At 62.9% G+C, this 13188-nt stretch carries 21 protein-coding genes, 1 other RNA gene and 1 pseudogene; 5 read left to right on the top strand and 18 right to left on the bottom strand.

Annotated features, from left to right (window positions below; genetic code table 11):
• Positions 1-68 precede the first annotated feature (68 nt).
• Both QM741_RS00870 and QM741_RS00865 read right to left on the bottom strand, forming a co-directional pair.
• Entirely contained in the window at positions 69-1217 is a 1149-nt protein-coding gene (locus tag QM741_RS00870) for an alpha-hydroxy acid oxidase (protein ID WP_415205875.1), read from the bottom strand.
• Between the two features lie 221 nt (positions 1218-1438).
• Positions 1439-1981, bottom strand: coding sequence for a hypothetical protein (locus tag QM741_RS00865; RefSeq protein ID WP_415205874.1), 543 nt, complete (start codon positions 1979-1981; stop codon positions 1439-1441).
• A 311-nt stretch (positions 1982-2292) separates the two neighbouring features.
• Between QM741_RS00865 and QM741_RS00860 the strand changes: the two genes are divergently transcribed.
• Both QM741_RS00860 and QM741_RS00855 read left to right on the top strand, forming a co-directional pair.
• The gene (locus QM741_RS00860) at positions 2293-2577 is read left to right on the top strand and encodes a type II toxin-antitoxin system RelE/ParE family toxin (protein WP_415205873.1); all 285 of its coding nucleotides are present in this window, start codon (positions 2293-2295) and stop codon (positions 2575-2577) included.
• 12 nt (positions 2578-2589) lie between these two features.
• Positions 2590-2952: a HigA family addiction module antitoxin gene (locus QM741_RS00855; protein WP_415205872.1), complete on the top strand. Its 363-nt coding sequence runs from the start codon at positions 2590-2592 to the stop codon at positions 2950-2952.
• Positions 2953-2975: 23 nt separating this feature from the next.
• On the opposite strand, the gene QM741_RS00850 is transcribed toward QM741_RS00855, so the two are convergent.
• The 15 genes and pseudogenes from QM741_RS00850 to smpB form a co-directional block, all read right to left on the bottom strand.
• Positions 2976-3320 carry a hypothetical protein gene (locus QM741_RS00850; RefSeq protein WP_415205871.1) on the bottom strand — a complete coding sequence of 115 codons (345 nt, stop codon included), beginning with the start codon at positions 3318-3320 and terminating at the stop codon, positions 2976-2978.
• On the bottom strand, positions 3317-4732 hold the full coding sequence (locus tag QM741_RS00845) for a replicative DNA helicase (RefSeq protein WP_415205870.1): 1416 nt from the start codon (positions 4730-4732) through the stop codon (positions 3317-3319). Before QM741_RS00845 ends, QM741_RS00850 begins: the two co-directional genes overlap by 4 nt.
• Entirely contained in the window at positions 4729-5334 is a 606-nt protein-coding gene (locus QM741_RS00840; RefSeq protein ID WP_415205869.1) for a hypothetical protein, read from the bottom strand. The genes QM741_RS00845 and QM741_RS00840 overlap by 4 nt, the downstream gene beginning before the upstream one ends.
• Positions 5335-5406: 72 nt before the next feature.
• Positions 5407-5592: a hypothetical protein gene (locus QM741_RS00835; protein WP_415205868.1), complete on the bottom strand. Its 186-nt coding sequence runs from the start codon at positions 5590-5592 to the stop codon at positions 5407-5409.
• Complete coding sequence (locus QM741_RS00830) at positions 5585-5878, bottom strand: hypothetical protein (protein ID WP_415205867.1); 294 nt, start codon at positions 5876-5878, stop codon at positions 5585-5587. The genes QM741_RS00835 and QM741_RS00830 overlap by 8 nt, the downstream gene beginning before the upstream one ends.
• A gap of 101 nt (positions 5879-5979) precedes the next feature.
• Positions 5980-6201 carry a hypothetical protein gene (locus QM741_RS00825; protein ID WP_415205866.1) on the bottom strand — a complete coding sequence of 74 codons (222 nt, stop codon included), beginning with the start codon at positions 6199-6201 and terminating at the stop codon, positions 5980-5982.
• On the bottom strand, positions 6201-6455 hold the full coding sequence (locus tag QM741_RS00820) for a hypothetical protein (protein WP_415205865.1): 255 nt from the start codon (positions 6453-6455) through the stop codon (positions 6201-6203). Before QM741_RS00820 ends, QM741_RS00825 begins: the two co-directional genes overlap by 1 nt.
• Positions 6456-6547: 92 nt before the next feature.
• Complete coding sequence (locus QM741_RS00815; protein WP_415205864.1) at positions 6548-6853, bottom strand: hypothetical protein; 306 nt, start codon at positions 6851-6853, stop codon at positions 6548-6550.
• Positions 6854-7000: 147 nt separating this feature from the next.
• Positions 7001-7414, bottom strand: coding sequence for a DUF6387 family protein (locus QM741_RS00810; RefSeq protein ID WP_415205863.1), 414 nt, complete (start codon positions 7412-7414; stop codon positions 7001-7003).
• A 266-nt stretch (positions 7415-7680) separates the two neighbouring features.
• Entirely contained in the window at positions 7681-8844 is a 1164-nt protein-coding gene (locus tag QM741_RS00805) for a Fic family protein (RefSeq protein WP_415205862.1), read from the bottom strand.
• A gap of 40 nt (positions 8845-8884) precedes the next feature.
• Positions 8885-9589 carry a tyrosine-type recombinase/integrase gene (locus tag QM741_RS00800; RefSeq protein ID WP_415209049.1) on the bottom strand — a complete coding sequence of 235 codons (705 nt, stop codon included), beginning with the start codon at positions 9587-9589 and terminating at the stop codon, positions 8885-8887.
• Positions 9590-9754 (bottom strand): annotated as a pseudogene (locus QM741_RS00795) (phage integrase central domain-containing protein); the annotation flags it as partial. It lies immediately after the preceding gene.
• The gene (locus QM741_RS00790) at positions 9723-10055 is read right to left on the bottom strand and encodes an Arm DNA-binding domain-containing protein (RefSeq protein ID WP_415209048.1); all 333 of its coding nucleotides are present in this window, start codon (positions 10053-10055) and stop codon (positions 9723-9725) included. The gene QM741_RS00790 and the pseudogene QM741_RS00795, both read right to left, overlap by 32 nt.
• 216 nt (positions 10056-10271) lie before the next feature.
• Positions 10272-10625, bottom strand: a transfer-messenger RNA (tmRNA) gene (ssrA, locus tag QM741_RS00785).
• Positions 10626-10697: 72 nt separating this feature from the next.
• Positions 10698-11180 carry an SsrA-binding protein SmpB gene (smpB, locus tag QM741_RS00780; RefSeq protein ID WP_415205861.1) on the bottom strand — a complete coding sequence of 161 codons (483 nt, stop codon included), beginning with the start codon at positions 11178-11180 and terminating at the stop codon, positions 10698-10700.
• A gap of 144 nt (positions 11181-11324) precedes the next feature.
• On the opposite strand from smpB, the gene QM741_RS00775 reads away from it, so the two are divergent.
• Together QM741_RS00775 and QM741_RS00770 are read left to right on the top strand one after the other, a co-directional pair.
• A complete protein-coding gene (locus tag QM741_RS00775) occupies positions 11325-11756 on the top strand; it encodes a type II toxin-antitoxin system RatA family toxin (RefSeq protein ID WP_415205860.1) in 432 nt (143 codons plus the stop codon).
• Positions 11757-11781: 25 nt separating this feature from the next.
• Complete coding sequence (locus QM741_RS00770; RefSeq protein ID WP_415205859.1) at positions 11782-12051, top strand: RnfH family protein; 270 nt, start codon at positions 11782-11784, stop codon at positions 12049-12051.
• A 122-nt stretch (positions 12052-12173) separates the two neighbouring features.
• Here QM741_RS00770 and QM741_RS00765 read toward each other — a convergent pair whose 3' ends face one another.
• Positions 12174-12581, bottom strand: a complete 408-nt coding sequence (locus tag QM741_RS00765) for an outer membrane protein assembly factor BamE (protein ID WP_415205858.1) — start codon at positions 12579-12581, stop codon at positions 12174-12176.
• Positions 12582-12730: 149 nt separating this feature from the next.
• On the opposite strand from QM741_RS00765, the gene fur reads away from it, so the two are divergent.
• On the top strand, positions 12731-13141 hold the full coding sequence (gene fur / locus QM741_RS00760) for a ferric iron uptake transcriptional regulator (RefSeq protein WP_415205857.1): 411 nt from the start codon (positions 12731-12733) through the stop codon (positions 13139-13141).
• Positions 13142-13188: the final 47 nt, after the last annotated feature.

Here is a 13188-nt window from a genome sequence, read left to right as displayed (position 1 = left end):
GGATTCCCGCTTTCGCGGGAATGACGTCAAACGGGAATGACGTCGAAAGTAGGTCTTTCGGAGAGCCTTCAGCGAAAGCGCAGGTTCGCGCGCGACAACTGCGCGATAGAAGTGCAGCCCATCAGCTTCATGTCGCGCTCGAGTTCGGCGCGCATCAGTTCGAGTGCGCGCTCGACGCCGGGTTGGCCCGCAGCGGCGAGCGGAAAAAGATAATAGCGGCCGAGGCCGACCGCCTTGGCGCCGAGCGAGAGCGCCTTGAGCACGTGCGTGCCGCGCTGGAAGCCGCCGTCGACCATCACGTCGACACGATCGCCGACCGCGTCGACCACTTCGGCAAGCTGGTCGAACGCCGTGCGCGAACCGTCGAGCTGGCGACCGCCGTGGTTCGACAGCACGATGCCGGTACAGCCGATGTCGGCAGCGCGTTCGGCGTCGGCCACCGACATGATGCCCTTGAGGCAAAACTGGCCGCCCCATTCGCGCACCATCTGCGCCACGTCGTCCCAGTTCATCGCCGGATCGAGCATGTCGGTGAAATACCGGCTGATCGACATCGCGCCGCCGCCCATGTCGACGTGTTCGGCGAGTTGCGGCAACTTGAACGATTCGTGGGTGACGTAGTTGATGCCCCAGGCCGGCTTCAGCGCGAACTGCGCCATGCCGCCGGGCGTGAGCCGGAACGGAATCGAGAAGCCCGTGCGTTTGTCGCGCTCGCGGTTGCCGCCGGTGATGCTGTCCACGGTCAGCAGCATCATCTCGATCCCGGCCGCCTTCGCGCGCGCCATCATCGCGCGGTTGAGGCCGCGGTCCTTGTGGAAATAGAACTGGTAGCACTGCGGACCGCCGCCGCCGAGCCGGCGCGCTTCCTCCAGACTCACGGTGCCGAGCGAGGAGACGCCGAACAGCGTGCCGAACTTGCCCGCCGCCGCCGCGACCGCGCGCTCGCCCTCGTGGTGGAACAACCGCTGCAACGCGGTTGGCGAACAGTACACCGGCAGCGCGAGTTTCTGCCCCATGACGCTGACCGACAGATCGACGTGCTCGACGCCGCGCAGCACGCTCGGCACCAGATCGCACTGCTCGAAGCTCGCAGTGTTGCGCCGATAGGTCGCCTCGTCGTCGGCCGCGCCGTCGATGTAGTCGAAGATCGGGCCGGGCAGACGGCGTTTGGCCATGCGGCGGAAGTCGTGGAAGTTGTGGCAGTCGCGCAGGCGCATAGTGGCTTTCGTTCCGGACGGATGCAGCCCGAAAGCGGGCAGTTGCGAAGTCTGAACGAGGCGTGCCCGTGCGTGCAAATCCGCTTTGCGTCCGGGCATCCACATGGCCGGGTGTTCGGCTGGCCGCCGAAGCCGGTGTATTCGATCGCGCTATCGCCATCGGCTTCGCGCTCGATCACGGGTCGTGCGATTGCGATCCGAAGGATGCGGGGAAATCCCCCTCAAACGATGCCCGATATAGCCGATCCATGCCCAAGGCACGAAAAAGCCGCCTGGCTGAACCGATAAGCCCAGGCGGCTTGATTGGGGCACAACGCCTCGTCCACCTCTGTCCAGCAGGTCATCAGCGTATCGTCGAGAGCTTTCATCGCGTCCTTGACGACCTTCGCCTGTTCCGCGGTCAAGTTCTGCTGCGCCCATTCTTGGGTCGCCTGGATCAACCTGCGGGCATGCGGGTGCGTCTGGCCCTGGGTTGCGGGCGCGCCCTGCTGCTGCACTTTGACGGTATAGGCGATGCCGTTGAGGCTGTCGCAGTGGGCGCGTGCTTCTTCCCACGCTTTGTCCGCGTCGGAGAAAGTCCCGACGCACAACTCCCCGACGCGCGCGGCCAGGGTTCCCTGGTGTTGCCGGACGTACACGATTGCCGAGCAGCGGTATTCCTGCGGCTCGTGGTTGGGGAGCGGCGCAAGCGGGACATTCGCGCCTGGTATGGCGAGGGCTTTCTGTTGCGCGGTTGAGGCACGCGCGGCCTTGGTGGTGCTCATGGGCAAACTCCTGTGCGAGGTTGTGAGAACCACACGGGAGCGTTTCTAGGCGCGGCCCGCATGGCGGCGGGGAGGCTAGAAACCGAGCACAGTCGGCGGGCGGATTTTCCCTTACGGGTATTGCATGGCCGCCGCCCTCCCCGCCATGACGAAAAGACGGGCACAAAAAAACCGCAAGGCTGACGGGTGCGGGTACCGCTGTGCTCGGAGTTTCTAGGCTCCTTGAAGCGCACATTACTCCCGCACGAATCGGCTGTCAAGCACTTTTGATAGTTCTTTACACTATTACCGCTACGCACTACTATTTGCGCATGGCAATCAAGACATTCAAGGACAAGGCCACAGCCGCCGCATTCGTCGGCCTGCCGGTGAAGTCCTTGCCGCCCGACTTGCGCAAGCGAGCACGTACCAAGCTGGAGCAGGTGCACCTTGCTCGCACATTGAACGACCTGCGTGTACCTCCCGCGAACCAGCTCGAAGCACTCAAGCGCGATCGCAAGGGACAGCACAGCATCCGGATTAGCCAGCAATGGCGCGTGTGTTTCGTGTGGCGCGACGGCGATGCGTTTGATGTCGAGATTGTCGATTACCACTGAGAGGAACCGAGCATGAGCATCCGAATCCAAGACCTGTCCCGTGTGGATTTCAGCGACGTCATCGAAGCGCGCGCGCGTCGTGTGCCGCACGTCTCGCCGGGCGAAATGCTCGTCGAGGAGTTCTTGAAACCGCTCGGCATGAGCAACTACCGCCTGGCGAAGGAGATCGGCGTACACGCGCAGCGCATCGGCCAGATCATCGAGGGTACGCGGTCGATCACCGCCGACACGGACCTGCGCCTGTGCAAGTTTTTCGGCTTGTCGGACGGCTGGTGGTTGCGCCTGCAGGCCGACTTCGACACCGAGACCGCAAAGCGCGATCGAGACATGAAGAAGACTCTGAAGAAGATCACGCCGTTCGCACAAGCGGCCTGACGCTGGGGGTGTGTATCCGTTGGTCATGCGGCAACGTCCTCCGGGAAACGCACCTTGATCGCCGAGCGCGCGAGGAATTCGCCCATCTCCGGCGTGCAGCGCACTTCCGCGCTGTTGCTCCGGCAGGTCGAGTTCGACCAGTTGAACTTGGGCGGCCCGCTGACCCGCACGCGCGTCGGCGGTGCCGACACGGCACCTGGCTCGCGCATCTGGTGGCACTCGAAGCACGTCGCGTACTGCGCCACGAAGGAACCACCGAGCGGCGTGAACACGAACTCGTGCACGTCCTCGCTCGGTGCGAACGAATGCCCGCAGGCGTCACAGAAGCCGGGGAGCGGCGTCGCGATCCTGGCCGTCTTCGTGCTCACGCTCGGTGACTGCTGTATTCGAGGCCGCGCGAACGCACGGCCCGCTGCGCGTTCGGCGCGACTGCCGGTTTCTCGGGAAACGGTCCCTGCCAGTCGTCAAGGCGCATCTGGTCGAAGCGGTTGGCGAGGTAGATGATCTTGTCGAGCCGCAGATTGCGACCCTTCGCGGGAATCAGTTCCACGACGCCGCGCAGGTGCGTGTCGCGGTCGTAGTAGTCCTCGCGATGCAGGAAGAAAATCACGTCGGCCTTTTGCTCGATTTCGCCGGACTCGCGCAGGTCGGTCAGCGTCGGCCGCTTGTCCGTGCGCCCGGCCACTTGGCGATTGAGCTGCGCCAGCACCACGACGGGAATGCTCAGTTCCTTCGCCAGCGTCTTCGCGCCCTGCATCGCCAGGCCGATTTCGATGCGCAGGTTGTCGCCGCGGCCGAAGCCGAGGTCGTGCAGGTGGTCGATCACGATCAGCCTCAGCGGCGCTTGCAAGTGCGCACGGCGCGCGCGAGCCATGATCTGCGCAATGGTCGGCGCCGGCGTGTCGTCGATGTGCAAGTGGTTCTGGGCGAGGCGCGTGGAAATGGCGGTCAACCGCGACCAGTGGATCTCCTTGTCGGCGTCGGCCTTGTTCGGCGCGTCCAGCCAGGTATGCGGAATCTGGCCGTGCGCGGCGATCATGCGCGTCAGCATCTCGCCCGCCGTCATCTCCGCCGAGAACAGTGCCACGCGCTCGCCACGCAGCGCGTTGAACGCGGCGACGTTCGCGCCGAAGATCGACTTGCCCATGCTCGGGCGCGCGCCGACGACGTACGCCACGCCGGGCCGCAGGCCACCCGTCACGCGGTTGAACTCGGCCCACGGCGTCGGCAGGCCGCGCAGGCCGGGGCTGGCGTTGTACCGCTCGGCGAGGTCCGTCATCACGCCGCGCAGCAGCGCCTTTGCCGGTTGCAATCCGCCGCGCGCCCGCGTCGCCTGCATCTCGCTCAGCGCGTGCATCGCGGTCGCAGCCACGTCGCCCGCATTCGCGCCGCGTGTGCCGGCGGCGTCGATCAGGCGCGAGCCGATGTCCTGCACCTGCCGCAGCCTGGACTTCTCGCGCACGATCTCGGCGTAGGCGACGATGTTCGCCGCGCTCGGCGTCGAGTTGGCGAGTTCGATCACGTAGCTCGAGCCGCCAGCCTGCTCGGAGAGGCCGTTCGATTCGAACCAGTCGGCGAGCGTCACCGCGTCGCACGGCTGGCCCTTGCCGGCGAGGTCGGCGATTGCCCGAAAAATCAGGCGATGGTTCTCGCGCGCGAAGTCGGACTCGGTCAGCCAGTCGGCGATTTGCGAAAGCGACTCCGGCACGAGCATCAACCCGCCGAGCACGGCTCGCTCGGCGTCGATCGCGACAGTCGCTTGGGTGGTGGTCGGCATCATGCGCGCGCCGCCTCCACGGACTCCGAGTTCTCGTACTTCCCCTCGATGACCTTCACGAAATTCGCAGGCCGCAGCAGCCATTCGAGGTCGCATTCCCACGATCGACCGCCTCGGTTCTGCGTGCGCCCCGTGAGGAAATCCGATGCGGCGACGTAGCCGAAGAAATTCCGCCACCAGTCCAGCGAGCGGTGTTCGGCCTTCTCGCGCCATCGAGCTCGCAGGAGCTTCTGACGAGCCGCCGTCCAGTCCCGAACGCGGCGAAGCGCCGGCAAGGCCTCGTGGTACAGGTCGATGATCGCCTGGTGCGGGCAGTCGTCCGCAGGCGAGGGCTTGCCCGAGCTTGTGGACGAGTCACCGTCAGGTGACTCTTCTTTTCTTTTCTCCTGTTCCTGATCTTGGCTTCGATGGGGCTTGGAAGGGGCTTTCAAGGTGCTTGCGATTTTCGGGGCCGATTCGAGGCAAAACTTCCCACCGTAGACATCGAGAAAACGGCGTCGCAATGCGGTCGGCGCCATCTTCTCGACTTCCTTGCGCAGCCCGATGACGCGCTTGTCGTTCGGCGCCAGTCGGTCACCGATCTGGAACTCGGCCATCTTGACCACGAAAACAGTCTCGGAATCCTCGTCGTACTCGCAAAATCCCTCTTCGATGAGGCATCGAAGCCCCTTGGATGCTCATTCCGCGTCGAGCCCTGTTTCGTGCGCGATCGACACCAACGGGCAGTAGTAGACGCCCGTCATCGAAGCGGCTGGCGCAGTCATCAGGTACATCGCCACGATTTGAGCCTCGAGGTTCCCGCGAAGGCGCTTGCCGGTCTTGCCGATCCAGAACTGCGGAGAAACCTTGCCGTAGTCACGCATTGGCGGCCTCGCTCTGCGCGAACAGGTCATTCGTCGGCGCCGGCCGCTCGCGCTTGCCGCGCAAGCGCTTGAGCAGCTCGACGGCGGCAGTCAGCGCTGCGGTTTCGCGGCGCGCTTGGGCACCGTCGATCGTGCCGCTCAGGATGCGGTGGCAGATTGCTGCGCCGGCTTGCGCGACGAGGCTCTGGCGAGTATATTTTTCCGCACCCGAAAGGGTGCCCGTGTCATCGATCTTGGCGCCATCCGCTCGCACCGGATGGCGTTGTCGTTTCGGGGATTCGTACATGAGGCGCCTTCTGTTGTCGGGGCGATGCCCCACGGCACTTATGCGCCTCACGGTGGGAGCCGCGCACTCAAGCGCGCAGCCAGGGAAATGGGAGGCCGGCATCACGGCTCGCCCCCGAGCAGGGTGGCGGCGTCATCGAGCAGCTTGGCGCCGTGGTACACGCGCATGTCGAGCGTGTCGTCGTCATCCGCCAGGATGAGCTTGTCGACTTCCGCGCGCGCCGCAGCTAGGTACTCGAGCGCTCGCTGGAGCGGCGTCGACGCGACCGCACTTGCGCCGGCCGCAAGCGCCATGAACTGCAGCGTGGGCGAGGAGGCTGCCATTACGTTGACAGTGCCTTCGTCTCGATGCGGCAGGACGCCAGGTGCGTCCGCAGATCGCCGACGCGATAACGAACTAGGCGGCGGCGACCTGCGCCAATCCGGAAAAACGGCGGTCCGCACTTCTGGACACGCCAGTTGCGAAGTGTGTTAATCCCGATCTTGCCGAGGAGGTGCGATGCCTCCGTCTCGTCGACGAGGTCGTCGTCGAGAAGATCGACGATCTTGTCGTTGACCTGCTTTGCGTTGCTGCCCATTGCTTCACCTCAAGTTGGCCGGCGGGGTGCTGCGGTGACTTGGGGTGACTTTGGGGTGTTCGGCTGACTAAGTCACGCCAAAATTGGAATGTTCAATTTTGGTCCGAAAGCACCGCTTTGAGCATAGAAGTTTTCAATCCTGTAGAGAGGGATATCGATCCTTCTTTTACAGGAGGCTGAGCGAGCATCAGGCGTCTGTGGGTTTCCCATGACAGCCATTCACGCATCATTTTCTTGATGCGATCACTTCTAACATCTTTGCTACTGGTCGCGAAAAACTTCGATACCAATGCCTTGAATTGATTGATCTCGCTGTGTTTCCACTTGGCCCACTGACAAAGATCGACTGCAGGAAGCACAGCCAATTCAACCCAATTTTTCACCTCTATATCGGTCAAGCCTCTCTTCTCTTTCAACGAATTTGCACCAGGCTTTTTTTCATCAAGCCATTTCCCGAAATCTCTTATTAACTCCGCGCGGGTGCGTGACAGGTCGACGCTGAGATAGCCTTTATTGTTGTCCGTGATTTTTTCGTAGAATACCCCCTAATCCTCTGGTGTAGAAGATTCACCTTGTTTGATCGCGGAGAAGGAGGATGCAGCCAATGGAATTTTTAATGAAACTAAGTGTGCCAAATGCAGCACTTCCAAGACCGTCATGTCGTGGACAATCGCCGCTGTACCAGATAGCAGCGAAGGCGAAACTGCAAACATTTCATTAACGAAGTAAAAAGGTCCTTTCTCAAGATTATCGAACGCGCTGAAGTGATCTTGCAATTTCTTGTCGCACACCTCTGCATTGCTACTGACTTCACGCTGATTCAGCAACTCAGAGATGTGTAATCTCTTTCTCAACTCACGATTCCATTGCGCAAATGAAAATTTGCTTAAACCCATGTATCGATCTGGGCAAAACCATGTAGGTAATTCACCACCGGTCTGAAGGTTTTTAGCGCGCACGTTCCTACACCTCCAAATGACTGCAATGCGGCGTCGGCCACATACCACCGAAACAAGTCACTGCGATTGGCGCCGCCTCACTTCTGCACCTTCCGCATATCGGCCAGATTGGCTTTCAACTCGCTATCAGTCGAAACGTCTGGCCGCGGTCGAGTAATTGAGATCGAGCCCATCGCGTACACCTTCAGCGCCCTTCAAGAGGACACCACGGCAGCGGGTGAAGGTTTCCCGCGTTCGGCTGGCCGGCCTAGCCGTGGCGATTCGGGTCACAAGGGCTGCGTGCCCTCGTTGAGGATGTCGAGATAGCGCCCGTAGGCGAACACGCGCTCACGCTTGCGGCCGGTGATTTCGCGCACCAGGCCGAGCTTTTCCAGCGATTCGATCGCGCGCGCGACGGTGGGATAGCTCGTGCCCGTGCGCTCGACCAGGGCGTTCAGCGTCGTCAACGGTCGCGCGCGCAGCGCATCGAACACACGCAGGGCATTGGCGGCGGCGCGACCGAGCGACTGCACGCGCGCGGCGTCGTCGCGGAACAGGGCCAGTAGCCGGTGCGCCGTGTCGACGGCGGATTGCGCAGTCGTTGCCACGCCTTCGAGGAAGAAGTCGAGCCAAGCTTCCCAATCGCCGTCGACGCGCACGGCGTCGAGCAGCCGGTAATACTCGGCGCGGTGCTGCTTGAGGTACAGGGACAGGTACAGCAGCGGTTGCGCGAGCACCTGGGCGTCGAACAGCATCAGCGCGATCAGCAGTCGGCCGACGCGGCCGTTGCCGTCGAGGAACGGGTGGATGGTCTCGAACTGCACGTGCGCCAGGCCCGCGCGTACCAGCGCCGGCAGGCCGTCGTCGGTGGCGTGGACGAATACTTCGAGCGCGGCCATGCAGCTCTCGACCTGTTGCGGTGGGGGCGGCACGTACTGCGCGTTGCCGGGCCTTGTGCCGCCGATCCAGTTCTGGCTGGTGCGGAACGTGCCCGGCAGCTTGTTCGCGCCGCGCCCACGTGCGAGCAGGTGTTCGTGTACCTCGCGCAATAGGCGGTTCGACAGCGGGAAGCCGCCGCGCATGCGCGCCATGCCGTGTTCCAACGCGGCGACGTAGTTGGACACCTCGACCACGTCATCGAATGGCACGCCGGGCGCTTCGTTCAACTCGAACAGCAGCAGGTCGGACAGCGACGATTGCGTGCCCTCGATCTGGCTGGACAGCACCGCCTCGCGGCGCATATAGGCGTACAGGAACAGGTCGGGGTCGGGCAGCAGGGCCGTGACGCCATCCAGCCGGCCGCAGGCGAGCAGCGCCCTTTCCAGCAGGCGTTGCCGGCCACCGGTGAGGTCGAGGGCCGGCAGCGGCGGCAGCGGCGCGGGAACGAACGCACGGACGGTTTCCCCGCTCGTGCTCGAGACTTCGTACTGCCCGGTCGATCCGCGGTTCATGGTTGCTTGTTCTCAGTCGCGTGAATAGCTCAGCTAATTATTAACGAAACGCGCGCCTTTCGTTAATAACGATCACGTTCGCGCCCATGCGCAAGCTGTCGAGGTAGTCGGCCCAGGCCTGCATCATCTTGCGGCGCGCGGGCAGGTGAGCAGTGCGATTGTAGGCGCGCCCATTGGCGTCTTTGACGGCGTGCGCGAGCTGGTGCTCGATGTGGTCGATCGGGTAGTTCAGTACTTCGTCCAAGATCGTGCGCGCGGCGGCACGGAAGCCGTGAGCCGTGAAGGTACTCTTGTCGAATCCGAGGCGGCGCAGGCCGGCATTCAATGCCATGTCGGAGAGCGGCTTCTTCGAGCTTCGAGCGCCGGGGAACACGTAGCGGCCGCGGCCGGTCAGTGGGTGCAGCTCGCGCAGGATCGCCACGGCTTGCGGCGCGAGCGGGACGACGTGCGGCAGGCGCAGCTTCATGCGCTCGGCAGGGATGTTCCACACCGCTTCATCCAGATCGAATTCGGCCCACTCGGCGGCGCACAGTTCGCCGGGGCGAGTGAACACCAGCGGCAACAGCCGCAGGGCGCACCTCACGGGAAGCGTTCCGGTAAAGCCGTCGATCGCGCGCAATAGCTCGGCGTACTTCTTCGGATCCGTGATGCTGGCGTAGTGCTCGGGCTTCCACGGCGTGAGTGAGCCGCGCAGGCTCGGCGTGGGGTCAAGTGGCGCGCGTCCGGTAGCTACGGCGTAGCGCATGACCTGGCCGCAGTTCTGGCTGGCGCGGCGTGCGGTTTCGATGGCGCCGCGCGCTTCGATCCTTTTCAGGACGCCCAAGAAGTCTAGTGCGATGATCTTGGCGATGGGCTTGCCGCCCAGCCACGGGAACACGTCATTCTCGAGTCGGGCGAGTACCTTGTCGGCGTGGCTCCTGACCCACTTGGTCGAGAACTTGGCAAACCACTCGCGCGCGACGGCCTCGAAGGTATCCGCGTTCGCAAGTGCTTCGGCTTTCCGCTTGTCGCCGGGGTCGATTCCATCGGCGATCGGCGAGCAGCCTACGTGCTTCGTCGCGCTTCTCTCGCGCGCGCTTGAGGCTCACGTCAGGATATCTACCAAGGCTCAACTGATTTTGCTTTCCGCTGCCGGGGCGACGGTACGCAAACCGCCACAACTTACCGCCCGACGGCGTGACGAGCAGGAACATGCTGCGCTCGTCGGCCATCTTGTACGGCGTGGCGCGCGGCTTAGCATTCTGGACGGCGGATGGTGTGAGCATTGTTGGTACGCCCCGTTTGCGGGTATCGGATACCGACAAACGTACCAACAGAATTGAGTGATGACAAGTGATGTTCCGGTATGTTCACGGAACTTCGAGCAACAAAAAACCGCGCCGTAGCGCGGTTTCTTGGATGTTGCGTGATATCCAGTGATATCAAATTGGTGGAGGTGGGGGGAATTGAACCCCCGTCCGAAGACACTACGTCCCTGGCTCTACATGCATAGCTCGCCGTTTGGTCTCGTCCCGCGGCAACACGACGTGCGAAGCACACCGTGGGACCAGCCAGTTAGGAGTTAGCCGAGGGCCGACTGGCGGCGATCATCAGCGATTCCGTGATAGTGACCCTACACCGGCGAGCACGGACACAAGCGGGTTCGGGGCTAGGCCTTAAGCGGCCAGAGCGTAGTTGTCGTCGTTGGCAACTAAGAGTTTGCGGCTGGATTAACGAGGAAAGCTGCCCCCTCGGCATGCACCAGGCGATTTCGATATCCCCGTCGAAGCCATGTCACCCCCGGGAAGAAACGCTGGTCGCTCGATTATATTGGGTCGCGGGCCGCGTATTCAACGGCACGCGTGAGCGCCTGTTCAGGCGAAACGGTTTTTCGACCGCATCGCCTGCTGTTTTTCGCGCGCGAAATCGCGGTCCTTTTCCGCGGCGCGCTTGTCGTGATCCTGCTTGCCCTTGGCGAGGCCCAGTTCGACCTTGACGCGGTTGCCTTTCCAGTACATCGCCGTCGGCACGAGCGTGTAGCCCTTGCGTTCGACGGCGCCGACGAGCTTGTCGATCTCGGCACGGTTGAGCAGGAGTTTGCGCGTGCGCTTGTCCTCGGCGACAACGTGGGTCGAAGCGGAGAGCAGCGGCGGAATCGACGCGCCGAACAGGAAGATCTCGCCGTTGCGCGCGATCGCGTAGGCCTCGACGATGCTGATGCGTCCGGCGCGCAGGCTCTTCACTTCCCAGCCCTGCAAGGCGATGCCGGCCTCGTAGCGCTCGTCGATATGGTATTCGTGTCGCGCGCGCTTGTTCAGCGCGATGGTCGAATCGGTTTTCTTGTTGTCTTTTGCCATGATTTTCGTATTGCGCTCCGGTGCGGAAGTGAGCGCCACGCATTAGAATCGTCGAATGCGAAAACGCGCATTGTATACAGTTATTGAAAAATGCGGCCAGGAACGGCCGCTTTTCGACTTTTGCGATCAGGGACGCGTGCGAGGATGACGATCCGGATCCGCCGCAGCGCGATCGTGCGCCACAGTTGCGCGCGCATGTTCGACCTCGTCAACGAGGTCGAGGCGTATCCGCGCCGCTTCGACTGGTGTGCCGGTGCGCGGGTGCTCGCGCGCGAGGCCGACGCCCTGATTGCGCGCCTCGATCTGCGCCTCGGCGCGATGACGCAAAGCTTCACCACGCGCAATACGCTCGAGCCGCCACGGCGGATCGCGATGCAGCTCGTCGAAGGTCCGTTCCGCGCGTTGCAGGGCGCGTGGACGTTCGTGCCGCTCGGCGACGCCGGCTGCAAGATCGCGCTCGCGCTCGACTTCGATTATTCCGGCCTGATGAGCCCGGTGTTGCGCGCGGGATTCCAGAAGCTCGCCGACCGCATGGTCGACGAATTCTGCCGCGAGGCGGACCGCGAACATGTGTGAGTCGCCCGCATCCGCGACGATCCGCGTGGAAGTGGTCTATGCCGATGCTGTGCGGTCCGTCGCGCGCCACGCCATCGTTTCCTGCGGGGCGACAGTCGGGGAGGCGATCCGCGCCTGCGGCATTCGCGATGCGCTGCCTGCGGATTTCGAACCGGCGTCGATAGGCATATTCGGCCGCATCGTCACGCCCGATGCGCCGCTGCGCAATGGCGACCGCATCGAACTCTACCGTCCGCTCAGAATCGACCCCAGACAGGCACGTCGCCGCCGCGCCGAAAAGCAAAAATCCATTTGAGAAGTGTGGCCAAGGACGGCCGCTTTTTGATCTTCGCGATCATGGACGATCGCAAAGACAACTTAAAGTGCGGCCAGAGACGGTCGCTTTTTGATCTTCGCGATCAAGGGCGACCGCAAAAATCACGTCCCGGAGTCGTCCCCGCCGCCTTCCTGCTTCTTCTTGTCTTCGTCGGAGCGCTTGTCGTCCGGATACTGGCGCTTGTACTTGGTCGCGAGCCGGATCAGTTCTACCGGGTCTTCGGAAAAGTAGTCGCCGTCGGTCTTCGTCAGGCTGTCGCCGTCGAAGTAGAGGACCAGGTCCTTGGTCTCCATGCGGCCGTTGCCGCGGCGGAACGTGGAGATGTAGTCCCAGCGGTTCTGCTGGAACGGATTGACCACCGAGGGACTGCCCATGGTCAGCATCACCTGGCGCTTGCTCATGCCGGGCTTGAGCGATTCGACCTGGGTCTTGCTGAACAGATTGCCCTGCTGGATGTCGAGCTGGTAGATCGGATTGCAGGCGCCGAGCCCGAATGCGAGAGCGGCCAACGCGAGTGCGCGCGGCCATTGGGGAAGGATTCGGTTTGTGCTGGCCTGGTTCATCGGCATGCGGGTCGGAGCGGAAACCCGGCGATGATACACTAGGACCCGGTTCTCGAGGGCGCGCGCGTCGTGTCCGGCATTCAGGTGGTACTCATATGGAAACCCAAGATCTGCGCAAGGCCGGCCTCAAGGTGACGCATCCGCGCATGCGCATCCTCGAAATCCTCGAAGCTTCCGACGGCAAGCACCTCACCGCCGAGGACATCTATCGTCGCCTGATCGAGCACGACGACGAGATCGGCCTGGCGACGGTCTATCGCGTGCTGACCCAGTTCGAGTCGGCCGGGCTGGTCAGCAAGCACAACTTCGAGGGCGGCCAGGCCGTCTACGAGATCGACCGCGGCAAACATCATGACCACATGGTCGACCTCGATACCGGAAAAGTGATCGAATTCGTCAGCGACGAGATCGAGCGCCTGCAGCGCGAGATCGCCGACAAGCACGGTTACGCGATCGAGGAGCACTCGCTGGTGCTGTACGTGCGGGCGAAGAAAAAGAAGCCCTGATTCGGGATTCGGAATCGGGGGGAACGGCTTTGCCAAAACTCCGTGCC

Source organism: Rudaea sp. (assembly GCF_047601565.1).
Lineage (GTDB): Bacteria > Pseudomonadota > Gammaproteobacteria > Xanthomonadales > Rhodanobacteraceae > Rudaea.
The sequence above is the reverse complement of the archived record's forward strand: the minus strand, read 5'-3'. Positions and strand labels throughout refer to the sequence as shown.

Excerpts from the sequence above, each read along its gene's own strand:
- QM741_RS00825 (WP_415205866.1), bottom strand. The coding sequence starts at position 6,201 with ATGGCAGCCTCCTCGCCCACGCTGCAGTTCATGGCGCTTGCGGCCGGC.
- QM741_RS00835 (WP_415205868.1), bottom strand. The coding sequence starts at position 5,592 with ATGCGTGACTACGGCAAGGTTTCTCCGCAGTTCTGGATCGGCAAGACC.
- QM741_RS00775 (WP_415205860.1), top strand. The coding sequence starts at position 11,325 with ATGACGATCCGGATCCGCCGCAGCGCGATCGTGCGCCACAGTTGCGCG.
- QM741_RS00790 (WP_415209048.1), bottom strand. The coding sequence starts at position 10,055 with ATGGCCGACGAGCGCAGCATGTTCCTGCTCGTCACGCCGTCGGGCGGT.
- QM741_RS00865 (WP_415205874.1), bottom strand. The coding sequence starts at position 1,981 with ATGAGCACCACCAAGGCCGCGCGTGCCTCAACCGCGCAACAGAAAGCC.
- QM741_RS00870 (WP_415205875.1), bottom strand. The coding sequence starts at position 1,217 with ATGCGCCTGCGCGACTGCCACAACTTCCACGACTTCCGCCGCATGGCC.
- QM741_RS00820 (WP_415205865.1), bottom strand. The coding sequence starts at position 6,455 with ATGGGCAGCAACGCAAAGCAGGTCAACGACAAGATCGTCGATCTTCTC.
- QM741_RS00845 (WP_415205870.1), bottom strand. The coding sequence starts at position 4,732 with ATGATGCCGACCACCACCCAAGCGACTGTCGCGATCGACGCCGAGCGA.
- QM741_RS00855 (WP_415205872.1), top strand. The coding sequence starts at position 2,590 with ATGAGCATCCGAATCCAAGACCTGTCCCGTGTGGATTTCAGCGACGTC.
- QM741_RS00830 (WP_415205867.1), bottom strand. The coding sequence starts at position 5,878 with ATGTACGAATCCCCGAAACGACAACGCCATCCGGTGCGAGCGGATGGC.
- QM741_RS00860 (WP_415205873.1), top strand. The coding sequence starts at position 2,293 with ATGGCAATCAAGACATTCAAGGACAAGGCCACAGCCGCCGCATTCGTC.
- QM741_RS00800 (WP_415209049.1), bottom strand. The coding sequence starts at position 9,589 with ATGCGCTACGCCGTAGCTACCGGACGCGCGCCACTTGACCCCACGCCG.
- QM741_RS00805 (WP_415205862.1), bottom strand. The coding sequence starts at position 8,844 with ATGAACCGCGGATCGACCGGGCAGTACGAAGTCTCGAGCACGAGCGGG.
- fur (WP_415205857.1), top strand. The coding sequence starts at position 12,731 with ATGGAAACCCAAGATCTGCGCAAGGCCGGCCTCAAGGTGACGCATCCG.
- smpB (WP_415205861.1), bottom strand. The coding sequence starts at position 11,180 with ATGGCAAAAGACAACAAGAAAACCGATTCGACCATCGCGCTGAACAAG.